A 23,353-nucleotide genomic window follows, 5' to 3' on the forward strand; every position below is an offset into this window, starting at 1 on the left:
GCGTCGCTTGCAGCATGGATCTTTGTGCTCATTCCGCCGCGTGAGCGGCCAAGACCCTGGGCATTCGGCCCCCTTTTGCCCGGCGGGCACCCGTCGCGTGCTGATGCGCCCGCACGATGGTGGAATCGATCATCAGCCATTCAATGTCGGCTTCGCGGGCAAGTGCCTCAAACATGGCATCGAGAACACCCATCTCGATCCAGCGATAATAGCGCCTCTTCACCGTCGCGTAGTCGCCAAGCCGCTCGGGAAGATCTCGCCAGCGCCCACCTGAGCGGGCCATCCAAAGCAACGCATTGAGGAACTTGCGGTTGTCCGTGCGAGGTCCGCGTTTGCCCCTTACCGCCGCCTAGGACCAGTGGCGTCAGGCGCTCCCACTGGTCATCGCGCAGTTCATTACAGTCCATCGCTGATCTTTCAAAAATCAGCGTTGAATCTGATTTGCGCCTCTCTGGGAATCCCCAAATATTAAATCGTCACTACCGCCTAGCGATGACAAGGGCTGTCTGACTGCTCACGAAGGCGAGCCCGATCATGCCGGTTGCGGACTACGAAAGCATGATTGCGAGCACGCCGTCCAAGGTCGCACTGGAAGAAATTCCGGCGATCGTCGGTCGACGAGTGGGTTGCGGAAGACGAGTCGCATAGTGACTCCCAAATGCCAAGGCCCATGCCGCGAATATCACTAAAGAGATGTACGGCAACGCATGATCTCGACGATGACTCTGGCGTATTGGTGTAATCCGCCGTGGCGTTGAGGGGCGAAGTCGTGAAAACTATATGGGTCACTTCGAAACAGGACGTAAGATACGCCCGAGCGTTAGCGAAAACTGCATGCCGAGAATGGCGGTCTCAAAAGCCGATAAACAATATACAAAATACAAACGCCTGCTCGCCAAAGGCGGGCAGGCGCTGGGGTGCATAAAAGAAACGGAAAGCCGTTTAATTCAGGCGCGCGGCGATCACGTTGCGCAGATCGTGATGATGCAGATCGGACAGGGCGCAGCTGAGTTCCTGCACGAGTTCTTCATGATCACGGATATCCGGACCAAAGATCTCCTCAATGCTCAGGAAGGCTCGGGCGAGCTTTGTATGATCCTCTCCGGCGGTGGTACACAGGTCACGGAGTTCGATCGTCAGCGGATCGTTGAGTTCGACCTTGGTGCCTGACGTATCCTCGAGGGCGAACCAGCGGATCCAGGCGGCGATCGCCAGAACGGCGCAAGGCGAGGGCCGGCCGGCCTTGAGATTTTCCCGCAGCGGATCAAGGATGCGCATGGCGAGCTTTTCCGAACCATTGCGCCCGATCCGTCCGACATCATGCTGCAGGGCCGGATTGCGCCAGCGCTGCACGAGCAGCTTGGCGTAGCGGCTCGGATCCGGAGCGGTCGCCGACAGGGTCGGGGCCTGTTCCTCCAGCATGAAGCGCATGGCGAAATCGACCATCAGAGGATCATTGGCGACCTCGGCGATGGTCGCGTGACCGGCCAGCCCGCCCAGATAGGCGAGGACCATATGGGTGCCGTTGAGCATACGCAATTTGGCTTCTTCCCAGGGGGTCACGCTGCTCACGATCTGAGCTCCGCCAGCTTCCCACAGGGGCCTTTCGCCCTCGAAATCCTCGATCACCCATTGCAGATAGGGTTCGGCGCTAACGGGCGCTGCGTCGAGAACGCCCAGAACATCCTGGGCCATGCGCAGATCATCCTCGGTTGTCACCGGGACGATCCGGTCGACCATCGTATTAGGGAATTGTACGTTGCGTTCGATCCAATTGGCTAGTTGATCATCCTTGAGCGCAGCACAATCGATGACGGCCTGACGGACCGTGTCGCCATTGGCACTGAGATTGTCGCAGCTGAGAATGACCGGCGGTTCCTGACCCGCCTTGCGCACGGCGTCGAGACCCTGCATCAAGGTTCCGATCGTCGTCACTGGCCGTTCGGCCGAGAGATCGTTCTGAATCTCGGGGTCATCGGCGAGCAGCCGGCCACTCGAAGGCTCCAGCGAATAGCCGCCCGCGGTGACGGTCATGGTGACGATCTTGGTGGTCGGGTCAGCAAGACGTTCGACGAGCCCACGCTCATCGGCCGGGGCATAAAAAGCCTCACTCAAACTGCCGACGATTTCAGCCTTCGTGCCGGTTGCGTCGCGCTCTAGGACCGTAAACAGGCCATCCTGCTGTTCGAGCGCATCCGGGGTCGTGGGGCGACGAAGGCTTGCCGAGGCGATACCCCAGGAAAGTCCCTTCTTGCCTTCCGCCTCGATCGCGCGTTGCGTGATCACGGCCTGATGAGCGCGGTGGAAGGCGCCACAGCCGAGATGCAAAATGCCACTCTTGAGGTGGGTAACATCAAATCCCGGCCGGCGAACGCTTTTCGGCACCATATCAAGGACGGCGGAGGAAAGCTGAGGCTGTTCGCTGCCCGCATCAATCATGTCGGGTAGATCGATGGTGGTAGCATTGAGCGGTTTTATGCCTAGAGGGGATTGCAAGAAGGTCACGAAAAACTCCTGGTGGACGCGCGAGGAGTGGTCTCTCCTGATTGGACTCGACTCGTCATTGACGTCGTACGGACAAAAACCTGTCCGCGGGTTTGGTCACATCACTGTTGAAGAATGTAAGGGAGGTCACAGGCCGAGGGCAACCCCTGGCCATGTGTAAATATGTCGCACAATCAGAAATGCGTTATTTTGTTATTGACATGTGAAAAACGAAAACGGGTAGCGATTCGAATTGAGCAAATCACCAATTTTTGGGCAAAAAATCACATAAATGCCGCCATTACCGCCGAAACGCGAACTGCAGCATACGAATTTGTGAATTAAAAAAAGTACAAGTGCGGTAATTTCAGCACATCTCACAAAAATTTTTTTCTAAAATTCTCGCGTTCTTGTGCTGGTCCGGGCCATGCTTTAGTGGCCGCTCGAATTTGGACCAATAGTCGTCGTGGAAATTTACACGAGCCAAAACTTCACATAAGACCAAATCAGATCAATGTGACTCCGCATGATTTGGTTCTGGGTGGATTTGGCGTTCGCAAAAGCGGCCGGCGAGTTTCGAGCAGAACCTCATGGGTCACGATCGGCCGGGATCAAGGCGAGCCGCGATATGGTTCAGGCGATCTCGTGCCGATATTATATATATGAAACTGTGGATGATGCGGACTTTGCCGCTTCAAATCCTTTCACTGCATCGGGTGCATCCGGAAACCGGGTTTGCCTCGATGCTTTAGCCACCTGCGAAGATGTCGAGGCTGTGCCTCGCCAGCTTTGCGGTCATTCAGGAAAGTTTGCAGAATATGCGCGCCGAAGCCGAAGCGCTCGTCGAAACGATCAAGCAATCCTTGGGATTGCTGAGGAGGCATCTTTGACGTCGATACATCGACGCGCCGCCTCGCGGAACTCAATGCAAAAGTAGAAAATCCCGATCTCTGGAATGATGCCGAAGCCGCGCAGAAGATCATGCGCGAGCGTACCGAGCTCGAAGAGCGTCTCGGGTCGCTCAAACAATTCGAAACCGAACTCGATGATGCGGCGACGCTGATCGAGCTGGCCGAGGCTGAAGGGGATGAAAGTGTCGAAAAGGAAGGGATCGAACAGCTCAAATCCTTGAAGACCGAAGCCGAGCGGCGTCAGATCGAGGCGCTTTTGTCGGGTGAGGTTGATGCCAATGACACTTATATAGAAGTGCATTCCGGTGCCGGTGGCACGGAAAGCTGCGATTGGGCGCGCATGCTGTTTCGCATGTATGCCCGATGGGCAGAACGGCATAAGTTCAAGGTCGAGATCATCGAAGAGACTGCGGGAGATGAGGCTGGCATCAAATCCGCCACGCTGCTCGTCAAGGGTCACAATGCACATGGCTGGGCGAAAACCGAATCCGGCGTCCATCGGCTGGTGCGCATCTCGCCTTTCGACTCCAATGCCAGGCGGCATACGAGCTTCGCTTCCGTCTGGGTCTATCCGGTGATCGATGACAAGATCGAGATTGATGTGAAGGAAAGCGACTGCCGGATCGATACTTATCGATCTTCGGGCGCTGGCGGCCAGCACATCAATACGACCGATTCCGCAGTGCGTATCACCCATATTCCCTCAGGCATTGTCGTTGCCTGTCAGGGCGAGCGTTCCCAACACAAGAACCGGGCGACAGCCTGGAACATGCTGCGGGCACGCCTTTATGAAAAGGAACTCGAGCGCCGTGAGGCCGAGGCCAATGCCACGGAGGCGACGAAGACCGATATCGGTTGGGGGCACCAGATCCGCTCTTACGTTCTCCAGCCTTATCAGCTCGTCAAGGATTTGCGTACGGGCGTGACATCCGGCACACCGGATGAAGTGCTCGATGGTGACCTTGACCTCTTCATGGAGGCGGCTCTCGCTCAAAAGGTAAATGGCGGAGGGCCGGTCGTCGTCGACGATGTCGAATGATGAGATCATTTGCCGGGCCTCATGCCATACGGCCCGGTAATTCTCTGTGCTGTCACGGATGCGATCGCCATAAACACGATACCCTGTCGCTACCGGCCGGAGGCGTCGCGTTGTCCGGAAAGCGGTTGCTGACAGTTGATCCACAAGCCATTCTGCGCAATGCGCTAAACCAGGTTGAGGCCCATGTTGGCGAAACGGGAACGAATCTTCAATATTCCCCCCGTGGTTCTCACGCTGCTTGTCATTTTCTTCGCCATTCAGGCGATCATGGACTGGCTTTCGCCTGAAAACATGCTCCTTGTGGTGCGGTCCTTCGCCTTCGTGCCGGGCCGTCTCACTTTTGCTATTGATCCAGACCGGATCACGGCTGTTTTGAATGCGCTCGCCCGCGAGGATGAATTCAAGATGCAGGCGGCCTTGTTCTTTTTGGGCAATGGCGAACCGCATTATTGGAGCGTTCTGACTTATGCCTTCCTGCATGGCGGGTGGATGCATGTCGGCATGAATGGTCTCTGGTTTGGGGCCTTTGGCTCGGCGGTGGCGCGTCGTTTCGGATCTCGTCGTTTTCTGCTTTTCTGCGCTGGCGGGGCCGTCGCCGGTGCCTTCATGCATTATCTGACGCATATGGCCGATCTTCAGCCGGTGGTCGGTGCTTCGGCCGTGGTCTCCGCGACAATGGCCGCAGCCATCCGGTTTGTCTTTCAGCCTGGCGCACCGCTCGGACGCAGCCTCGGCTTCATCGACAGCCGGGATGAGGATTTGTACAGGCAACCGGCCTTGCCGCTCCGTGCCATTTTTTCCGATCAGCAGGCGCTGACTTTTCTCACCTTCTGGTTCCTGTCGAATTTCCTGTTCGGTGTTTTACCGGGCTCCTTTGGAGTGACCGATGCGACCGTCGCCTGGGAGGCGCATATCGGCGGCTTTCTGTTCGGGCTCGTCGCCTTTCGCTGGTTCGACCGCGCCAATGGGTAAAGGCCTCCGTGCGTGAAAGCGCGCATTCGCGGCTAAGATGCTGAAACGTCGCGGAGGGCAACATTGCCCGTAAATCACCCATTACTCGTCGTACCGTTTCGTTGTCGTCTGCAACAGACGTTGCCTACCGGAGTCAAGCGACACGGCCCGACGGTGCGGAAGGGCCGCCTTGCGTCAGGCGCATTCTTTCAGGGTGAAGGGAGGGAAGAAACATACGCCCATCCTTCAGAATGAAATCCCAGAGTTTGCTCGTCGCTGTGCTGAGTGTCCGGTTGGCGTGACGGACGATGAACCATTGCCGGATGATTGGCAAGCCATCGACGTCAAGAACCACGAGACGTCCATCTGCTACTTCCGCCTCGACTGTATGCGCGGAAATCAACGTCAATCCTAAACCCGCCATTACCGCCTGTTTGATCGTTTCATTCGAGCCGATTTCCACTTTCACCCGCGGCGGCTGGATAATGATTCCATCAAAGAAATATTCGAAGATACTGCGCGATCCGGATCCTTCCTCCCGCACCAGGAAGCTTTCGTTGGCGAGATCGGTTCGTTTGAGGCAGCGTTTGTGTGCGAGCGGATGATCGGGGGGCGCCACGAGCACCTGCGGATGCGGACCAATCATCCCGCTGTGGACGGGAAAATCGAGCGGAGGGCGCCCCATCAGGGCGATGTCAATCGCATAATCGCGCAGGGCGGTGATTGTCTCTGACCGGTTGCCGACAATGATCGATAATTCGATGTCCGTATGTTCTCGCATGAAAGCTGCGAGCAGTCGCGGAGCAAAATATTTGGCGGTGGAAACGACGCCGATCGTGACATGACTGAGGCCCATGTCGCGATGTGCGCTCAATGAATTGTTGAGCTCCGTCAATAATTGCTCGATGCGGGTGGCGACATTCACGACTTCCTGTCCGGCTGCATTCACCCGCAACCGACCACTCGTACGATCGAACAATGGGACGCCGGCATCTTCCTCGAGAAGCTTGATGCGGGCCGTCAGGGCCGCCGCAGTGACGCCTAGCTCGTCGGCTGCAGCCACGATGGTGCTGAATTTCGAGACGGCCTTGATGGTAGTGAGCTGCTTGAGCGTCAGCCGCTGCATGATATTTTCCTCCCCTAATAGTTGTATATCTGGCTTTGCACTAGTTTTGAGATCGTCAAGACTCAATTTTTTTGAGTTCATCCTCAATATTATTCATTTTTATTTTAGCCGAACTTCCGCGACAGTGCATCAACGAAACAAAACACATAGGGCGGAAATGCTGCGGAGTGCTCGAACCCCGGATCTGCAAAATTATTTGGATCAAGCGAGTGTGGCCGCTCCGGATCTGCGCGGCGCTGCCAGGATTATCGCCGCAATTGCGGCGAGCGCGGCCGAACTCGCTGATCTCATTGCCCTTGGTGGGCTCGCCGGCAAGCTTGGCGCGCAGAAGGGCAGTGCCAATCAGGATGGAGACATTCAGAAAGAGCTGGATGTCGTTGCCAATGATGTTTTCGTGAGTGCGCTGCAACAAGCTGGCGCCGGCGTGGTCGTCTCCGAGGAACTGCGTGATCCGCTTGTTCTCAACAGCGATGGCGTATTGGCCATCGCGATCGATCCGCTTGATGGCTCGTCCAATATCGATGCGAATGTCTCGATCGGTACGATCTTTTCGATCATGCCCATGCTGCCTGCGGCGGCTGATCTCAGAATGCATTTTCTGCAGCCAGGCCATCAGCAACTCGCCAGCGGGTTTGTGATCTACGGCCCGCAAACGTCGATCGTCTTCACGCTGGGCTCAGGGACCACGGTCTTCACGCTCGACCGTAAGGAAGGGCAATTCCGTCAAGCGGTTGAACATGTCTCCATTCCGCGGGATTCCGTGGAATATGCCATCAATGCTTCCAATACACGGCATTGGAGCGATGCGATTCAGGCTTTCATCAATGCCTGTGTGAAGGGCACTGAAGGTCCCTTGAAGCGCAATCATAATATGCGCTGGATCGCTTCTCTGGTGGCTGATTGTTATCGCATCCTGATGCGTGGCGGTTTGTTTCTTTATCCCGCCGACCAGCGCACCGGCTATGGCGAAGGCCGGCTACGGCTCCTTTATGAAGCCAACCCGATCGCCTTCCTCGTCGAACAGGCAGGTGGCAAGGCGACAAACTGTCGCCAGCGCATACTTGACGTCATACCGACTGACATTCATGGGCGTGTCCCGCTCGTCCTGGGTTCGGCGGATCAAGTGGATCTCGTCCAGCGTTATCATGCAGATCCGCAATTCTATGCAGAACAGGCACCGCTTTTCGGCAAACGCGGTCTCATCCGGAACTGAGGGCAAAGACCATGTCCGCGAGACATCCGATCATTTCCGTGACCGGCTCATCAGGGGCTGGCACAACTTCGGTGCGCAAAACATTCGAGCAGATCTTCCGCCGCGAGAAGGTCGGCGCGGCCTATATCGAAGGGGATGCCTTCCATCGCTACGATCGCCTCGAAATGCGTAAGCGCATGGCCGAGGAGGAGGCGAAAGGCAATTTCAATTTCAGCCACTTCGGGCCAGAAGCCAATCTTCTCGAGGAGCTCGAGTCGGTCTTCCGCACCTACAGCGAAACCGGCCTCGCCAAGACGCGCCATTATGTGCATGATCTCGTCGAGGGCGACCAGTACAAATGTCCTCCAGGTACATTCACCGAATGGGAAGCGCTGCCCGAAGGGAGCGAAATTCTCTTCTATGAAGGTCTGCATGGCGCGGTCGTGACCGAGAAGGTCAATACGGCGCAATATGGCGATCTCAAGATCGGTGTCGTTCCCGTCATCAACCTCGAATGGATCCAGAAGATCCATCGTGACCGCTCGGCGCGTGGCTATTCAATGGAAGCGGTCATGGATACGATCCTGCGCCGTATGCCAGATTATATTCACTATATCTGTCCGCAATTCACCGAGACGGATATCAACTTCCAGCGTGTTCCGCTGGTGGATACATCAAATCCGTTCACCGCGCGTTGGATTCCGACGGCGGATGAATCGATGGTCATTATCCGGTTCCGTAACCCGCGTGGCATCGACTTTCCCTATCTGCATTCGATGATCCGCGACAGCTTCATGTCGCGCGCCAATTCGATTGTCATTCCGGGAAGCAAGCTCGATCTCGCAATGCAACTGATCCTGACACCCTACATCATGCAGCTCTGCGAGCGGCGCCGGCGCATCATCTGACGGAGACAGACATGAACATGCTTGCCAAGGTCGAACAATCCGTCACCCATGCGCAGATGGCTAATGCTTTGCGTGTGCTTGCCATGGATGCGGTGGAAAAAGCCAAATCCGGCCATCCCGGAATGCCGATGGGCATGGCCGATGTCGCGACAATCCTCTTCACGCGTTTCATGAAATTCGATCCGGCCGATCCCACGTGGCCCGACCGCGACCGTTTCATCCTGTCGGCTGGCCATGGGTCCATGCTGCTCTATGGCCTGTTGCATCTCCTCGGCTATGGCGACGTGACGCGGGCGGAACTCGAACGTTTCCGCCAGCTCGATTCAAAGACGCCGGGTCATCCTGAATATGGCCACACACAGGGCGTCGAGACGACGACGGGACCGCTCGGTCAGGGGATTGCCACGGCGGTTGGCATGGCGCTCGCCGAACGGATGCAGGCTGCCCGCTACGGCGCTGATATCATCGATCATTATACTTATGTCATCGCCGGAGATGGATGCCTGATGGAAGGCATCAGCCAGGAGGCGATTGCGCTCGCAGGACATCTCCGTCTCTCCAAGCTCATTGTCTTCTGGGATGATAATGGCATCACCATCGACGGTCATATCGGGCTTTCCGATTCAACCGATCAGCTCAAGCGTTTCGAGGCGTGCGGCTGGGCCGCAAGCCGGATCGATGGCCATGATCCCGAAGCGATCGCTGCCGCAATCGAAGACGCGCGGCGGTCCGACCGTCCGGTTCTGATTGCCTGCAAGACGACCATCGGTTTCGGTGCACCGACCAAGGCCGGCACCCATCATGTTCATGGCGCCCCCCTTGGGGCTGAAGAGATCGCCGCCGCGCGGAACAATTTCGGCTGGAAGGAGCCGCCCTTCGAGCTACCTGCTTCTGTTGCCTCCGCCTGGGTGGAAGCAGGGCGCGCGGCGGCGCGGCACCATCGCGCCTGGAGCGAACGCCTGACGGCCTTGAATCCGGAGAAGCGTGCACGTTTCGAAAAGGATCTCGCTGGTCATGCCGAACCGGCCGTTCGCGACGCGGTTCTGGCCTTCATCGGGCAGGCGCGAGAGGCGGGTAAGCCCCAGGCGACGCGCGTCTCCTCACAGAAAGTGCTTGACCTTCTGGCGGAAGCTCAACCGAATTTGATTGGTGGTTCGGCGGATCTCACGGGATCCAATAATACACTTGCCGTCGGCATGAAGCCGATTACGGCGGAAGATTTTTCGGGCCGCTACATTCATTACGGCATACGCGAACACGGCATGGCGGCGGCCATGAATGGCATCGCCCTGCACGGCGGTTTCATTCCCTATGGCGGCACCTTCCTCGTCTTCGCCGATTACAGCCGGCCGGCGATCCGTCTCGCCGCCTTGATGGGTAAGCGTGTTATCCATGTGTTGACCCATGATTCGATCGGGCTCGGCGAGGATGGACCGACGCATCAGCCGGTCGAACATCTTGCCGCCCTGCGCGCCATTCCCAACCTGCTGGTCTTCCGCCCGGCGGATGCTGTGGAGACGGCGGAAGCCTGGGAAATCGCTATAGAGACTGAAACCGGCCCTTCCGCTTTGTGTCTCACGCGCCAGAACCTGCCGATCGTGCGCACCGAAACCGCACAGGACAATCTCTCCCGCCGTGGCGGATATGTTTTGCGCCCTGTCGAGGGGAGAGCCGATGTCACATTATTCGCGACGGGTTCCGAGGTCTCCCTGGCCGTCGAGGCGGCGGAGCGGCTTGTGCAGGACGGCATCAAGGCAGTTGTGGTTTCCATGCCGTGCCTCGAATTGTTTGCCGCACAGCCACTCGACTATCGCCGGGACATCCTCGGCACGGCGCCCCGTATCGCCATCGAGGCGGCGCTAAGGCAGGGCTGGGATGTGGTGCTGCGGCCGGAAGACGATTTCATCGGCATGACCTCCTTCGGCGCCAGCGCGCCGGCTTCCGATCTCTACAAGAAATTCGGCATCACCGTCGATGCCATCATCGAGACTGTGCGCGGCCGCCTCGCAGCCGCCTCTCACTGAGAGACCAGATCATGGCACGTATCACGTTAAGACAACTCCTCGACCATGCGGCGGAACATGATTACGGCGTCCCCGCTTTCAACATCAACAATATGGAGCAGGGGCTCGCGATCCTTGAAGCCGCCGCGGCGGTCGATGCGCCGGTTATCATCCAGGCAAGCCGTGGCGCCCGCGCCTATGCCAATGACATCATGCTTGCGAAAATGATCGAGGCGCTGACGGAAATGTATCCGCAGATCCCAATCTGCATGCATCAGGACCATGGCAATAATGAAGCGACCTGCCTGACCGCCATCCAGCATGGGTTCACCTCGGTGATGATGGATGGTTCGCTCGAGGCCAACGCCAAGACGCCTGCTTCTTACGAATATAATGTCGCCATCACCGGCAAGGTGGTCGAGGCGGCCCATGCGGTTGGCGCTTCTGTCGAGGGCGAACTCGGTGTTCTGGGCTCCCTCGAACATGGCACCGGTGAGCAGGAGGACGGCCATGGCGCCGAAGGCAAGCTCAGCCTCGATCAATTGCTGACGGATCCGGATCAGGCCGTCGATTTCGTGACACGGACCAATGTCGACGCGCTTGCCATCGCTATCGGCACCTCGCATGGGGCCTATAAATTCACCCGCAAGCCCGACGGCGAAATCCTGTCGATGAAAGTTGTCGAGGCGATCCATGAGCGCCTGCCCAACATCCATCTCGTGATGCATGGCTCATCATCCGTGCCGCAGGATTTGCAGGAATTGTTCAATGCCAATGGCGGCGCCATGCCGCAGACCTATGGCGTGCCGGTGGAAGAGATCGTACGCGGTATCCGCCACGGTGTGCGCAAGGTCAATATCGATACCGATTGCCGCCTTGCCATGACCGCCGAATTCCGTCGCGTCGCCGAGACCAACAAGGCGGAATTTGATCCGCGCAAATTCCTGAAACCCGCGATGGACAGTATGCGCAAGCTTTGCCAGCAGCGTTTCGAGGAATTCGGAACCGCCGGAAACGCTTCGAAGATCAAGGTTTTGCCGATGGCAGCCATGGCCCGGCGCTATGCCTCGAAAGAATTGAATCACCGGCTTGGCGCCAGTCAGGCTCAACAAACCGTTGCCGCATAAGGAGGAAATCATGAACGCGATCGACAAGAATGTGAAAGCGGCGGAGGGAGAGCGCAGCCGGTATTCGGCAGGCGTGATGGAATATAGGAAGATGGGCTATTGGCAGCCCGATTACGAGCCGAAGGATACGGATGTCATTGCCTGCTTCCGCGTGACACCGCAGGATGGCGTCGATCCGATCGAGGCTTCGGCCGCCGTTGCCGGTGAATCCTCGACGGCGACCTGGACGGTGGTTTGGACCGATCGACTGACGGCTTGCGAGAAATATCGCGCCAAATGTTATCGCGTCGATCCGGTGCCGAATTCGCCCAATTCCTATTTCGCCTTCATTGCCTATGATCTCGATCTTTTCGAGCCGGGCTCCATCGCCAATCTGTCGGCCTCGATCATTGGTAATGTGTTCGGCTTCAAGCCCCTGAAGGCGTTGCGGCTCGAGGATATGCGGCTTCCCGTCGCTTATGTGAAGACCTTTCAGGGACCGGCGACGGGCATTGTCGTTGAACGCGAGCGTCTCGACAAATTCGGCCGTCCGCTGCTCGGAGCCACGGTGAAGCCGAAGCTCGGCCTCTCTGGCCGCAATTACGGCCGCGTTGTCTATGAGGCGCTGAAGGGTGGTCTCGATTTCACCAAGGATGACGAGAACATCAATTCGCAGCCCTTCATGCATTGGCGCGAGCGTTTCCTCTATTGCATGGAGGCGGTGAAACGGGCGGAAGCGGCGACGGGCGAGATCAAGGGCACCTATCTCAACGTCACTGCGGCGACGATGGAAGACATGTATGAGCGCGCCGAATTCGCCAAGCAACTCGGCTCGACCATCGTCATGATCGATCTCGTGATCGGCTACACTGCGATCCAGTCGATGGCCAAATGGGCGCGCAAGAACGACATGATCCTGCATCTGCATCGGGCTGGCCATTCGACCTATACACGCCAGAAGACGCATGGCGTTTCCTTCCGCGTCATTGCCAAATGGATGCGTCTTGCTGGGGTCGATCACATTCATGCGGGCACTGTCGTCGGCAAGCTCGAGGGTGATCCGAATACGACGCGCGGCTATTACGATATCTGCCGCGAGGACGTGAATCCGCAGAACCTCGAGCATGGCATTTTCTTCGATCAGCAATGGGCCTCGCTGAACAAGCTGATGCCGGTCGCCTCCGGCGGCATTCATGCCGGCCAGATGCACCAATTGCTCGACCTGCTTGGTGAGGATGTCGTCCTGCAATTCGGCGGTGGCACGATCGGCCATCCGATGGGCATTGCCGCCGGTGCGACTGCCAATCGCGTGGCGCTTGAGGCGATGATCTTTGCCCGCAACAGCGGCCGCGACACGCTGGCCGAAGGGCAGCAGATTCTGGAAGACGCCGCGAAGAGCTGCACGCCGCTGAAACAGGCGCTCGATACCTGGAAGGACATCACCTTCAACTATGCCTCGACTGATACGCCGGATTTCGTTCCGACCGCGACGGTCTCGGCCTGACGCCATTGCCAGCGCCGGCTCCCGCCTGATTGGTCCCCCGGTTGGACCGCGAGCGGGAGCCGCACAGACACACGGAGACAGACAATGCGCCTGACACAAGGTTGTTTTTCTTTCCTTCCCGATCTCACCGACGATCAGATCCGCACACAGGTGCAATATTGCATCGACAAAGGCTGGGCGGTGAATATCGAATTCACAGACGATCCGCATCCCCGTAACACATACTGGGAAATGTGGGATCTGCCGATGTTCGATATTTCCGACGCGGCAGCAGTCATGCTGGAGCTCGACGCCTGCCGCAAGGCTTATGGCGATCGCCATTACATTCGCATTTCGGGCTTCGATTCCTCGCATGGCTGGGAGAGCGTGCGGATCTCCTTCCTTGTCGGTCGCCCCAAGGAAGAGCCTGGTTTCCGTGTCGCGCGCCAGGAAGTCGATGGGCGCAACATCCGTTACACGGTGGAATCCTATGCGACGATGAAGCCGGAAGGCCAGCGTTACGAGGCCTGAGCCTCGTTGCTTGCTGACGGCTTTTTGAAACGGCCTTCGGGCGGCGTCTCTGCGGGAGGGCTGCCGCCCGGTGACCCGGTGTGAAACATCCGGTGGAGAACGATCATGGAAGCCAGCGATAGTATGATGTCCGTTTCATCAGGCAATGTCACTGAAACGGTCGATCTGCGCCGGGAGCTGGAAGAAACGCGGATCGAGGAGGTGCTTGACCAGCTCGATCGTGAATTGGTGGGCCTTGCGCCGGTCAAAGCGCGTATCCGTCAGATCGCCGCTTTGCTGCTGGTGGATCGCGTGCGGCGGCGCATGGGTCTCGCAGCAGAGACCCCCACATTGCATATGAGCTTCACCGGCAATCCCGGCACCGGCAAGACTACGGTTGCCCAGCGTATGGCCGATATTTTGTTCAAGCTTGGCTATGTGCGCAAGGGCCATCTGGTCTCGGTGACGCGCGATGATCTCGTCGGTCAATATATCGGCCATACGGCGCCGAAGACCAAGGAGATTCTCAAGAAAGCCATGGGCGGCGTACTGTTTATCGACGAAGCCTATTATCTCTACCGGCAGGAAAACGAGCGCGATTACGGCCAGGAGGCAATCGAAATTCTGCTTCAGGTCATGGAAAATCAGCGCGAGGATCTCGTCGTGATCCTCGCGGGTTACGCGGATCGCATGGATCAATTCTTCCGCTCGAATCCGGGTTTCCGCTCGCGGATCGCGCATCACATCGATTTCCCCGATTATACGGATGGGGAATTGATGCACATCGCCGCAACCATGCTCGAGGCTCAGAATTACCGCTTCAGCCCGGCTGGAGCGGAGGCTTTTGCGGCCTATATCGGCCTGCGGCGTCAGCAGCCGCATTTTTCCAATGCGCGGTCGATCCGTAATGCTCTGGATCGCATCAGGCTGCGGCATGCCAATCGTTTGTTCGCCACCAAGGAGCCGGTCTCGCTCGACAGCCTGATGACGATCGAGAAAGAGGATGTTTTGGCGAGCCGCGTGTTTCAGGGCGGTCTGCTCATCAAGGAGGCGTGATGAATTCCCTTGTGATAGCTCCATCGATCCTCTCGGCGGATTTCGCGAAACTCGGCGAGGAAGTGCGTGCCATTGCCGCTGCCGGCGCCGATTGGGTGCATGTCGATGTCATGGACGGCCATTTCGTGCCCAATATCACCATCGGCCCAGCCGTCGTCGCGGCGCTGCGTCCGCATACGTCGATCCTTTTCGACGTGCATCTCATGATTGCCCCCTGCGATCCTTTTCTCGCGGCTTTCGCGGACGCGGGCGCCGACCTCATCTCGATCCATGTCGAGACTGGCCCGCACCTGCACCGCTCATTGCAGGCGATCAAGGCGCTTGGTAAACAGGCGGGTGTCGTACTCAATCCAGCGACGCCGATCGACACGGTCGCACATGTGCTCGATCTGATCGACCTCGTCCTGGTGATGTCGGTCAATCCAGGTTTTGGCGGACAGGCTTTTATTCCGGCGGCGATCGACAAGGTCGCGGGACTGAAACGTATGATTGGCGAGAGGCCGATCCGCATTGAGGTCGATGGCGGCATCAATCCCGAAACCGCCAGGCAGGTTGTCGAGGCTGGCGCCGATACGCTGGTCGCGGGTTCTGCCGTGTTCAAGGGCGGTCCGGAACGCTACAGACAGAATATCGAGGCGATCCGCGCCGGAGCGAACGGAAGCCAGCGTAATGCCGCTTGAGGCCCTCATTTTCGATGTCGATGGCACGCTCGCCGAGACGGAAGAACTGCACCGCGCAGCCTTCAACGCCACTTTCGGGACCTTCTGGCTCGATTGGCATTGGGATGAGGCGCTTTATCGGGAATTGTTGAAGGTTACCGGAGGCAAGGAGCGGATCCGCCATTATATCGAAGGCTGGAACCCGGCCGGGGCGACCATGGCCCTTGCGCGCCTCGGTGATATTCATGCGGAGAAGAACGCGCATTATGCGTCCTTCATGGAGAAGAAACAGGTCATTGCACGGCCGGGAGTTCTACGGCTGATCCGTGAAGCCCGCGCCAGAAAAATCACCCTGGCGATCGCGACGACGACATCGCTTCCCAATGTCGAGGCGTTGCTTAAGTCGCTTCTCGGGCCGGCTAGCCTCTCCTGGTTCAGGGTGATCGGAGCCGGGGATCAGGTCAAGGCCAAGAAACCGGCACCCGACGTTTACAATCATGTTTTGACCGCGCTTGGCTGTCCGGCCGCCCATTGCATCGCGTTCGAAGATTCACGCAACGGAATCGAGGCGGCCCGGCAGGCGGGTGTCACAATTGTGGCGACGCCGAGCTTCTATTCCGACCAGGAAGATTTCAGTGGCGCCACGACGGTCTTGAGCGATCTCGGAGAGCCCGGCAAACCGTTCAGGCATCTCGGTGGTGCAGCCTTGCCGAAGTCCTATGTCGATATCGACAGTCTGGAACAGCTTCTCGCATTGGCCTGCCTGGCATGAGACATACTTGTTCCTGCTTTACTTTGACAGAAGAACCGCCGTGCGTGGACCCCCGCCGGTCTTGATGCGTGCGACCGACGTCTCTTCATGCAAATCAATGACGGAAACATCGCCCGACATCCAGTTCATGACATAGGCTTTTTCTTCTGCATGACCCGCCGCTCGTGCCAGTGCTATTCCTTCCGGATAGCGGCCGACCTTGATCGTGGTCTTGATTGCGAGTGTCTGCGTATCGACGACAGTCAGCGCGCCCATATGCTGGTTGACGACGAGCAGCTCCCGGCCGTCCCGGGTGACAGCGAGCCCATAGGGCATGCCGCCGGTCTTCACCTCCGCCCGCACCCTCCGGGTCGCCGTATCGATGACGCTGACGGTGCCGCTTCTGACATTGGCCGCATAGAGCGTCTTGTCATCGGGAGCGAGCGCAAGCGCGAAGGGACCCTTGCCGACCTTGATGGTCGCAATCAGCGAGAAGTCTTTCGTTTCGACCACGGCGGCGGTGTCTGTCTCCTGGCTGGCGACATAGAGAAAGCGCCCTTGTCGGTCGGCGACGATAGCAGCCGGAGAGGCACCGACCGTGACGCGCGCCAGCTCCTTGCGCGCGATCGGATCGTAGCGGATCAATTGCGCGCTGGCCCAATCGCCATAGACCAGTTCACCGCCCGGGAGATGCAGGATGCCGAATGGCGCACCGCCGACGGAGATGGTCTGCACAGGTTCCACATTGGCGAGGGTGATGATCGACAATTGGCCCGTCTCGGGATGTGTCACGAAGAGCTGTCCGGAGGATACGTCCGCGGTGATACCGACGGGTCCTTTTGTCAAGCCGATTTCGCGGCGGATCCGGTCTTCTACCGGGTCGATAATGAGAAGACGGCTTTTCTCCTGATCGACGACCGGGATGAGATCGGCGGCGCATACGCGTTCCAGTGGCCTCGAGAGGGCCAACAGAAAGAGCGGAAGGACGAGGATCCTATTGATAGGATTCGCCCGGGTCACGACTTATGCTCGGCCTTGGATTTCAGGCTTTCGAGACCGGTCTTGAAGAAGGTGCTCACGGCCTTGACGGCGGCTTCGTCGTTCAGATTTTCGGGCGGGAAATTGCCGGTATCGCCGCGATAAAGGCGGCCAAACCATTCGACGGTGCTGCCGCCGTTTTCTCCGGGCTCGACCTTGATCGTTGCCGAATAGAAGCTGACCGGCAGGGCTTCGAGATTGCCTTCATCGAGACGGTAGCTATAGGTCATATTCGCCGGATCATATTCATCGAGATCTTCAGTGATCGTGGCGCCTCCCTTGAGGGTGAGCTTGCGTGTGGCACCGACTGTATTGCCTTCCGGCGATTCACTCGCGGACACTTCCGAATTCCATTTGGCAACATCACCAAAATTGGCGATGAGTGCCCAAACGGCCTTTGGATCGGCTGTGACGGAGATTTTTTCCTCAACTTTTTGCGGCGTCGGACCATGGGCGGTGGCGGGCTGTGCGGTCAGGAATGCGAGCGCCAGAAATGTGAAGGCGGCGACGGAAGTTTTCATGAGGATATTGCTCCGAATGTTTGTGAACGAGCCGGCGCGTACGGCGCCATACCCTCGCGGCCACGACCAATGGGATAAGGCCATAGACTGCGAGAAGACAAAGGAGGGCGAGGCCATTGACGATGGCACTCATATTTTTGGGATGTCCCATTTCCTGAAGATGGAGGGTGTCTTCGAGTGAGGCCGTCAATGTGGGTTCATTCGTCAGCCGCGCATAGGAAAGTCCGGTTTTTGCAGCCAGTTCCGTGAGATAGGGCTCGCGGACCGAGGACAGATGTTCATTTCCCTTCGGCATGGCAGCGCCGAAGGGTGCATTGCGCGCTTGATAGCCTTCGCGCTTTTCGGCGTCGGGAGGTGGCGCCCCAAAGCGGTTTTCCTGCTGGACATCCTCCATTTTGTAAAAGCCGATCTCGCGCCCGTTTTCGTCATATTTCGGAATGGGGGAGAGCCCCGATGCTCCCGTGCCGAGGATCAGCCCCTTGACCTTGCTGATGTCGCCCCGAAATTCCGGCGCGCCCGTCGCCGGCAATGGCGGCGCCTCCTGTCCGTCTGTTGCGAACAGGAGATCCGTATGCAGCTCCGCCGCCATGTCGATCGCCTGATAAAGGCCCGAGGCTATATGACTGTCACCCTCCCAGGCCATACGCCAATCGAGCGCATTGATGGCTTTATCGACCGCCTCGAAGGAGGCACAGGCATCGATCGGCTCGAACAGAAGAAACGGCCGCCGTTCGGTGAAGATGGCGAGGGCGATACGCGCGGGGCAAGGTAGATGCGGCAGAGCGGCGCGCAGATCGGCTTTGACGGCTTCCAGTCGGCTCATCGGCTGCCCGTTGCGCATGTAGTCGCGTGTATTCATACTGCCGGTGATATCGACGACGACGAGAAGATCGACCCCTTTCGAAGGCTTGCCGGGTGAGGGCAGCAGCAGACCAATGACGAGGAACAGCGCGGCGGCTAGCAGGAGCCAGAAGCGAACATCCGTCATTCCCTTGAACCGAAACCCGGACGGTCTCGGCGAAGATGCATGATCGTTCATGGCAAACCTTTCGGCTTGCCGGGCAGATCGGTCCATAATTCTTTGGGTTTCGCCACCATTTCGTCGCCAAGGGTCTTTTCGTAACCCGGAAAATCCCGGATGAGGCGCATTGCGACGTCGAGATTGTATCGGGCATCCCAGAATTCCGGGTCGATGCCGAGAGAGCGGCGATAACCGGCGCGCGCGAGATTGACGAGGGGTTCGGCCTGATCGATCCGCGTATTCTCGATGAAGTCAAACGCCTTTCGCAGTCGCGCATTTGCCAGATTGTATTGCGCTGCGGTGAGCAGCGGCGTATCGGCGCCGTGATCGAGCTTGTCGACGAGCGATTGCGCTTCATCCAATTTGTTATGTGTCATCAGGAATTGCGCGCGGGCGAAGAGCACCTCTGGCATGGCATGATCGGCGATGGTGATGTCATGTCCGGAGAGCAGGGTGTCAATGAGCTGATTGTCCGCATTGTGGCTTATGAGCGCCTGGCCGAAAAAGATGAGTGCGCCGAGGGAGACGGCGAGCAGAGTAGCGAGGAGAATGGGTCGCGCCGGCCGCATAAACGACAGCAACGTCATCGCTTTATCACGAACGGGCATGGTCGCTTTCCTTCCCGTCCCGCTTTATCGTCCCTTTGCCCTTTCCGCCGAGGGCTGCTGGATGCGCGAGAACCGGGTTAATCGACGGTGACATGCCCGTCTCGATGGCCTTGGCAAGCAGCAGTAGACAGATCGCGCCAAGGCTGACGCCAACGGCGATCGGGGTCAGATCATATGACGCCACGCGCTCCTCGTAGGTAATCGGCCGCGTCTCCAGCCTGCTGATTTCGGCGACGGCTTCCTCGACGGCATCGGGATTTTCGACCTCGAAAGCCCTGTAGGGAATGCCCAGTTTCTTGAAGAAACGATCCAGGTGGCGTTCCGGCATGGACTGGGATGTGTCCTCGCCGGGTGCCGGAGGCGTCGTAATACCATTGGCATTGGCCGCGCGCAGAAACAGCCAGTAAAGATGAACCGGCGTGCGGGTGAAGCCGGCCATCAGTTTGTCCTGCACTTCATGGCTGATGACGGCTGCTCCATCGGAAACCAGCAGGATGGCGCGCGAGGGCTGGACGGATTCCCGTTCCAATGCGCTCAGCGCCATCGCAAGACCTCTGCCGATATCCGTATAATCGAGTCCGGGACGATCGATGGAGGCGACAGCGGCGAGGACCGCATCCGTATGATCCGTCATCGGCAGCACAGCGATGGGAGCGGTGGAAAAAGCGACGACGCCGAAACGGTCGTGGAGACGATGCCGCACGTAATCTTCCAGCACATGACGTGCAGCACCGGCCTTGGAAATTTCATCACCCCTGGGAGTATGCCCGGCGAATGTCTCGTTCATGCTTCCGCTGCGATCGATGAGCAAAATCGTCTCGGCACCTTGTCCGATACGCTTGACTGCCCCGCCGCCACTATAGGGGCCAGCCAATGCGACAATGACAGATCCGATTGCCAGCGCGGCGATGGCGGGCAGAGCCCATTCCAGGAGTCGTGAAAGATCATCGCGTGGCAATCCCTCGGTCGAGGGATATGCATGCGCGCGCAGAATATCCGTGAAGAAAGGCAGGATGGCGAGTGGCAACAGCCAAAGAAACAGGGGAGATTGAAAACCGCCGTTCATTCCGCTGCTCTTTCGATCGTGGCGAGTTGCCGGCTGAAGGCAAGCAGGGAATCTGGTGGCAAAATGGTTTGTGCACCACGTTCGTCGCTGGCGAAAAAGGCACGATGCGATGAGGCGAAGAAACGGGCGAAGCTTTCCGCTTCCTTTTTGTAGGCCGGATGCTGAACGAGAAAACTGGCGATGTCTTCCGAGAACAATCGGCGGCCAGCTTTCATATCGATGGCCCGGTGCATGGCCAGCAGCGCATTTCTGAAACGGTCTCCGGGAATGCTATTGTCGTCATGCCCGATGTGTCTGTGCACAAGTCTTGCGGCCTGAGAGAAGGGTCGGCTCGGGCGATGATGAAACGGCCACCAGCCGCGCTCGAAAGCGAGCCCAGTCAGCGATAGCAAGGCAAGAACGCCACTGATGATGACGCCGAGACGATCATTCCGCTGGTCGATATGCGGCGGCGGCGTGTCGGGGCGCAGGAGGTCTTGCGGATCATTGAACGCCGGTTGTACTTCCCGCAAGGGAGAGACGTTGAAGCCCCATGGCGGCACCTGCGCCTGCGCCAAAGCCGCGCCGGAGTGGAAGGTCAGTGTCAGCCCGGGCACGGTCAATTGCCGCGTATCGAGCGTATCGTAGAAATTCTGATAGGTGAGATGCAGCCGCCATTTGCCCGAAGCCGGGCTTCCCTCGACGGAGAGACGGCGCAAATCCAGCCAATAGGTGATGGGACCCGGGCGCGGAAGCGAGGCGCGTTGCAGGTCCCAGCCTTTTTCTGCCGTGATGGTGATGTCGAAATTGAGAAGATCGCCAAGAAAATAGCCGAAGGGACGCGGGGCCTGCCGCTCGATGGAGAGGATTTGGGCCTTGGCGGTCGCGCCGCACAGGATGAAGGCGACAAGAAGCAGACGCAGGACCGGCATTACGTCTCCATGAGTTGCTGGGAGACGGCATCAATATCGAGGCGGTCGGTGACATAGACGGGGGCTTGTCTGTGCCGCAGGAAAAGGCGGTGCAGGGCGTCTTTGCGTTCCGTGGCGGCGTCGATCAGCTTTTTGCGCAAGGAGGGACGCAGAAACAGGAGGCGCTCGGCGCCTGTTTCGAGATCGCGCAGTTTCATCAAGCCCCAGGACGGTAGATTGTTGTGCTCCGCTGTATCCTCGATGACGATCGGTACGATGTCATGCCGCCCAAGATCCTCAAGTAGACGGTCCGTAAAGGCGAGGGGGAAACGGAAATCTGACAGCAAAAAGACGAGTTTCGCGTGTCCGGCAAGGTAGGGGAGGGCCTCGCGCAAGCCAGAAGCATTGGCTCCAGCCGAAGGAACGCGGTCGAATTTATCAATGATGAGCGTTTCGAGGCCCGGCCGTCGCGATGGCTTTATGGTGAAATCCTCATGAATCTTTGTATCCGCGCCAAGCATGCCGAAAGCATCGCCGTAACGATAGGCCGCGCGCGCAAGCGCGATACAGAGATCCCTTACCAATTCCTGCCTTGAAGCCCAGCCCTGATAAGCCATGGATGCCGACAGATCGACCAGCGCATAGACATCGACAGCACATTTCGGCGTGAAACGCCGGACATGGATATCTCCGAATGGATCGCGCAAGGTCGCGCGCAAATCGATCCTGCGCGTCTCGGGATGGCGCGAAAAGGGGACGTGGTCGCGGAACAGTCCTGTGCTGCCAGACATTGCTCCGCGATGAAAACCCGGTTTCGTCGTATGCAGCAATTGACGGACGCGGTAGGCCAGAAGTGCTTCCTCGTTCATGCGGGTCTCTGCTCCAGGCATCACGGCGCGGGGACAGTTGCGAGAACGGCGCGGCACAGAGCGCGAGACAAATTCTCCTGCCGCATTTCATAAATCGGATCGAAAAAGACGCGATGACCCACCGTCTCGAAGAAAACCTCGCGTATATCTTCCGGCAGCAGAATGTCGCGGCCTTGCAGAAAGGCGCGTACACGCGCAGCCTTTACGAGAAAGGCCAAGCCGCGTGGGCTGCCTCCACCCTGAACAAGCCGTTCCATATCGACGTTTTCGATCTCGATGCCATGGTCGGCGGGACGTGTCAGGGCATCCCACAGCGTGACGACATAATGTTGCAGTGTTGGGCTCGTATAGACTTGATCCTGAATTGCCCGCGCGACATCATCGAGTAAACGGTAATCGACTGTCGCCGCGCGTGTTGACTCGATCAGCCGGTCGGTATCATGAAAACGTGTATCGAAGATCAATTGCCGCCGGATCTCGGGATCCTCCGGCGCCTCAATATGGACCTCCATGAAGAAGCGATCACGGGCCGCCGCAGGAAGCTCGAATGTTTCTTCCCGTTCGACGCGATTGCGATCGGCGAAAACCTGGACGAATGGAAAGCTATAGTCGCGGTCGAACGCGAACAGGCTGCGCTCCGCCATCAGACGCAGGAGCATGGCATGGACCTGAGGCCGTGCCCGGTTGATTTCATTGAAGAAGAAGATTGAAAGCGTCTCACCGTGCCGCAGCAGAGGGCCTGGATCGACACGCGGCTGACCCTGGGCGTTGAGATAGCTGTTATAGATCAGATCGGAGGGCATCAGATCGCTTGTGCCTTCGATCCGCTCGAAAGCGCCGCCGATGGCATGGGAGAAAGCGCGCAGCAAAGTGGTTTTGCCAGTACCGACATCACCTTCCAGAAGCACATGGCCGCGCGCGAAAATAGCGATGGTGATGAATTCGATCGCCCGTTCCTGACCGAGAATGATGCTGCCGATCTGATGTTGCAACGCTTTTGCCGCGTCGCGCCATGACGAGAGATCGAATGAGGGCGTATTAAAGGACACGGCGCTCATGAGGGATCTTCCTGTCCGGGAGGTCGCGGCTGCGGCCGCAGGCTGGAGCCTTGGAGGGCTTCGAGATGTTTCCGAAATGCACCATCAAGACAGGATTGAGCAT

General features: G+C 58.2%; 21 protein-coding genes and 1 pseudogene. 11 read left to right on the plus strand and 11 right to left on the minus strand.

What is annotated here, in order from left to right:
• Together DL88_RS15540 and DL88_RS15545 are read right to left on the minus strand one after the other, a co-directional pair.
• Nucleotides 1-407 (minus strand): annotated as a pseudogene (locus DL88_RS15540) (IS5 family transposase); the annotation flags it as partial.
• Nucleotides 408-942: 535 nt separating this feature from the next.
• On the minus strand, nucleotides 943-2,505 hold the full coding sequence (locus tag DL88_RS15545; protein WP_156971145.1) for a mannitol dehydrogenase family protein: 1,563 nt from the start codon (nucleotides 2,503-2,505) through the stop codon (nucleotides 943-945).
• Nucleotides 2,506-3,302: 797 nt separating this feature from the next.
• Between DL88_RS15545 and prfB the strand changes: the two genes are divergently transcribed.
• A protein-coding gene (gene prfB, locus DL88_RS15550; protein WP_156971146.1) for a peptide chain release factor 2 occupies nucleotides 3,303-4,434 on the plus strand; the annotation gives its coding sequence in 2 pieces (ribosomal slippage) (nucleotides 3,303-3,371 and nucleotides 3,373-4,434; 1,131 coding nt in all).
• Between the two features lie 183 nt (nucleotides 4,435-4,617).
• Nucleotides 4,618-5,406, plus strand: a complete 789-nt coding sequence (locus DL88_RS15555) for a rhomboid family intramembrane serine protease (protein ID WP_051956053.1) — start codon at nucleotides 4,618-4,620, stop codon at nucleotides 5,404-5,406.
• Between the two features lie 133 nt (nucleotides 5,407-5,539).
• On the opposite strand, the gene DL88_RS15560 is transcribed toward DL88_RS15555, so the two are convergent.
• Nucleotides 5,540-6,511: a LysR family transcriptional regulator gene (locus DL88_RS15560; protein WP_051956054.1), complete on the minus strand. Its 972-nt coding sequence runs from the start codon at nucleotides 6,509-6,511 to the stop codon at nucleotides 5,540-5,542.
• A 157-nt stretch (nucleotides 6,512-6,668) separates the two neighbouring features.
• Between DL88_RS15560 and DL88_RS15565 the strand changes: the two genes are divergently transcribed.
• The 9 genes from DL88_RS15565 to DL88_RS15605 all read left to right on the plus strand — a co-directional run bounded on the left by DL88_RS15565 (nucleotide 6,669) and on the right by DL88_RS15605 (nucleotide 16,200).
• The gene (locus DL88_RS15565) at nucleotides 6,669-7,724 is read left to right on the plus strand and encodes a class 1 fructose-bisphosphatase (protein ID WP_084705229.1); all 1,056 of its coding nucleotides are present in this window, start codon (nucleotides 6,669-6,671) and stop codon (nucleotides 7,722-7,724) included.
• 11 nt (nucleotides 7,725-7,735) lie between these two features.
• The gene (locus DL88_RS15570) at nucleotides 7,736-8,611 is read left to right on the plus strand and encodes a phosphoribulokinase (RefSeq protein WP_034998116.1); all 876 of its coding nucleotides are present in this window, start codon (nucleotides 7,736-7,738) and stop codon (nucleotides 8,609-8,611) included.
• Between the two features lie 11 nt (nucleotides 8,612-8,622).
• Nucleotides 8,623-10,635 carry a transketolase gene (gene tkt / locus DL88_RS15575; protein WP_034998120.1) on the plus strand — a complete coding sequence of 671 codons (2,013 nt, stop codon included), beginning with the start codon at nucleotides 8,623-8,625 and terminating at the stop codon, nucleotides 10,633-10,635.
• A gap of 11 nt (nucleotides 10,636-10,646) precedes the next feature.
• Nucleotides 10,647-11,741 (plus strand): class II fructose-bisphosphate aldolase, encoded by a 1,095-nt coding sequence (gene fba / locus DL88_RS15580; RefSeq protein WP_034998123.1) that lies wholly within the window; start codon nucleotides 10,647-10,649, stop codon nucleotides 11,739-11,741.
• A gap of 10 nt (nucleotides 11,742-11,751) precedes the next feature.
• Complete coding sequence (locus DL88_RS15585) at nucleotides 11,752-13,224, plus strand: form I ribulose bisphosphate carboxylase large subunit (RefSeq protein WP_034998126.1); 1,473 nt, start codon at nucleotides 11,752-11,754, stop codon at nucleotides 13,222-13,224.
• Between the two features lie 84 nt (nucleotides 13,225-13,308).
• The gene (locus DL88_RS15590) at nucleotides 13,309-13,734 is read left to right on the plus strand and encodes a ribulose bisphosphate carboxylase small subunit (protein WP_034998129.1); all 426 of its coding nucleotides are present in this window, start codon (nucleotides 13,309-13,311) and stop codon (nucleotides 13,732-13,734) included.
• A 105-nt stretch (nucleotides 13,735-13,839) separates the two neighbouring features.
• Nucleotides 13,840-14,769: a CbbX protein gene (cbbX, locus tag DL88_RS15595; protein WP_051956055.1), complete on the plus strand. Its 930-nt coding sequence runs from the start codon at nucleotides 13,840-13,842 to the stop codon at nucleotides 14,767-14,769.
• On the plus strand, nucleotides 14,769-15,449 hold the full coding sequence (gene rpe, locus DL88_RS15600) for a ribulose-phosphate 3-epimerase (RefSeq protein ID WP_034998132.1): 681 nt from the start codon (nucleotides 14,769-14,771) through the stop codon (nucleotides 15,447-15,449). The genes cbbX and rpe overlap by 1 nt, the downstream gene beginning before the upstream one ends.
• Nucleotides 15,439-16,200: an HAD-IA family hydrolase gene (locus DL88_RS15605; protein WP_034998135.1), complete on the plus strand. Its 762-nt coding sequence runs from the start codon at nucleotides 15,439-15,441 to the stop codon at nucleotides 16,198-16,200. The genes rpe and DL88_RS15605 overlap by 11 nt, the downstream gene beginning before the upstream one ends.
• A gap of 18 nt (nucleotides 16,201-16,218) precedes the next feature.
• On the opposite strand, the gene DL88_RS15610 is transcribed toward DL88_RS15605, so the two are convergent.
• From DL88_RS15610 to DL88_RS15645, 8 genes are read right to left on the minus strand one after another with little or no spacing between them, the layout of a single operon-like run.
• On the minus strand, nucleotides 16,219-17,199 hold the full coding sequence (locus DL88_RS15610; RefSeq protein WP_051956056.1) for a YncE family protein: 981 nt from the start codon (nucleotides 17,197-17,199) through the stop codon (nucleotides 16,219-16,221).
• Nucleotides 17,196-17,738, minus strand: a complete 543-nt coding sequence (locus DL88_RS15615) for an SRPBCC family protein (protein ID WP_034998140.1) — start codon at nucleotides 17,736-17,738, stop codon at nucleotides 17,196-17,198. Before DL88_RS15615 ends, DL88_RS15610 begins: the two co-directional genes overlap by 4 nt.
• Nucleotides 17,644-18,726, minus strand: coding sequence for a VWA domain-containing protein (locus DL88_RS15620; RefSeq protein ID WP_245270905.1), 1,083 nt, complete (start codon nucleotides 18,724-18,726; stop codon nucleotides 17,644-17,646). Before DL88_RS15620 ends, DL88_RS15615 begins: the two co-directional genes overlap by 95 nt.
• Nucleotides 18,727-18,773: 47 nt before the next feature.
• Nucleotides 18,774-19,367 (minus strand): hypothetical protein, encoded by a 594-nt coding sequence (locus DL88_RS15625; RefSeq protein ID WP_245270906.1) that lies wholly within the window; start codon nucleotides 19,365-19,367, stop codon nucleotides 18,774-18,776.
• Complete coding sequence (locus DL88_RS15630; protein WP_051956057.1) at nucleotides 19,354-20,433, minus strand: vWA domain-containing protein; 1,080 nt, start codon at nucleotides 20,431-20,433, stop codon at nucleotides 19,354-19,356. The genes DL88_RS15625 and DL88_RS15630 overlap by 14 nt, the downstream gene beginning before the upstream one ends.
• Complete coding sequence (locus DL88_RS15635) at nucleotides 20,430-21,344, minus strand: hypothetical protein (RefSeq protein ID WP_051956058.1); 915 nt, start codon at nucleotides 21,342-21,344, stop codon at nucleotides 20,430-20,432. Before DL88_RS15635 ends, DL88_RS15630 begins: the two co-directional genes overlap by 4 nt.
• A complete protein-coding gene (locus DL88_RS15640) occupies nucleotides 21,344-22,192 on the minus strand; it encodes a DUF58 domain-containing protein (RefSeq protein ID WP_034998144.1) in 849 nt (282 codons plus the stop codon). The genes DL88_RS15635 and DL88_RS15640 overlap by 1 nt, the downstream gene beginning before the upstream one ends.
• Before the next feature lie 20 nt (nucleotides 22,193-22,212).
• Entirely contained in the window at nucleotides 22,213-23,250 is a 1,038-nt protein-coding gene (locus tag DL88_RS15645) for an AAA family ATPase (RefSeq protein WP_051956059.1), read from the minus strand.
• Between the last annotated feature and the right edge of the window lie 103 nt (nucleotides 23,251-23,353).

The sequence above is a fragment of the Beijerinckia mobilis genome (assembly GCF_000745425.1).
Lineage (GTDB): Bacteria > Pseudomonadota > Alphaproteobacteria > Rhizobiales > Beijerinckiaceae > Beijerinckia > Beijerinckia mobilis.

Bases quoted from the DNA above. Each gene is read 5' to 3' on its own strand.
- DL88_RS15555 (WP_051956053.1), top strand. From the start codon at position 4,618: ATGTTGGCGAAACGGGAACGAATCTTCAATATTCCCCCCGTGGTTCTC.
- DL88_RS15560 (WP_051956054.1), bottom strand. From the start codon at position 6,511: ATGCAGCGGCTGACGCTCAAGCAGCTCACTACCATCAAGGCCGTCTCG.
- DL88_RS15565 (WP_084705229.1), top strand. From the start codon at position 6,669: ATGCTGCGGAGTGCTCGAACCCCGGATCTGCAAAATTATTTGGATCAA.
- DL88_RS15570 (WP_034998116.1), top strand. From the start codon at position 7,736: ATGTCCGCGAGACATCCGATCATTTCCGTGACCGGCTCATCAGGGGCT.
- tkt (WP_034998120.1), top strand. From the start codon at position 8,623: ATGAACATGCTTGCCAAGGTCGAACAATCCGTCACCCATGCGCAGATG.
- fba (WP_034998123.1), top strand. From the start codon at position 10,647: ATGGCACGTATCACGTTAAGACAACTCCTCGACCATGCGGCGGAACAT.
- DL88_RS15585 (WP_034998126.1), top strand. From the start codon at position 11,752: ATGAACGCGATCGACAAGAATGTGAAAGCGGCGGAGGGAGAGCGCAGC.
- DL88_RS15590 (WP_034998129.1), top strand. From the start codon at position 13,309: ATGCGCCTGACACAAGGTTGTTTTTCTTTCCTTCCCGATCTCACCGAC.
- cbbX (WP_051956055.1), top strand. From the start codon at position 13,840: ATGGAAGCCAGCGATAGTATGATGTCCGTTTCATCAGGCAATGTCACT.
- rpe (WP_034998132.1), top strand. From the start codon at position 14,769: ATGAATTCCCTTGTGATAGCTCCATCGATCCTCTCGGCGGATTTCGCG.
- DL88_RS15605 (WP_034998135.1), top strand. From the start codon at position 15,439: ATGCCGCTTGAGGCCCTCATTTTCGATGTCGATGGCACGCTCGCCGAG.
- DL88_RS15615 (WP_034998140.1), bottom strand. From the start codon at position 17,738: ATGAAAACTTCCGTCGCCGCCTTCACATTTCTGGCGCTCGCATTCCTG.
- DL88_RS15620 (WP_245270905.1), bottom strand. From the start codon at position 18,726: ATGACGGATGTTCGCTTCTGGCTCCTGCTAGCCGCCGCGCTGTTCCTC.
- DL88_RS15625 (WP_245270906.1), bottom strand. From the start codon at position 19,367: ATGCCCGTTCGTGATAAAGCGATGACGTTGCTGTCGTTTATGCGGCCG.
- DL88_RS15630 (WP_051956057.1), bottom strand. From the start codon at position 20,433: ATGAACGGCGGTTTTCAATCTCCCCTGTTTCTTTGGCTGTTGCCACTC.
- DL88_RS15635 (WP_051956058.1), bottom strand. From the start codon at position 21,344: ATGCCGGTCCTGCGTCTGCTTCTTGTCGCCTTCATCCTGTGCGGCGCG.
- DL88_RS15640 (WP_034998144.1), bottom strand. From the start codon at position 22,192: ATGAACGAGGAAGCACTTCTGGCCTACCGCGTCCGTCAATTGCTGCAT.
- DL88_RS15645 (WP_051956059.1), bottom strand. From the start codon at position 23,250: ATGAGCGCCGTGTCCTTTAATACGCCCTCATTCGATCTCTCGTCATGG.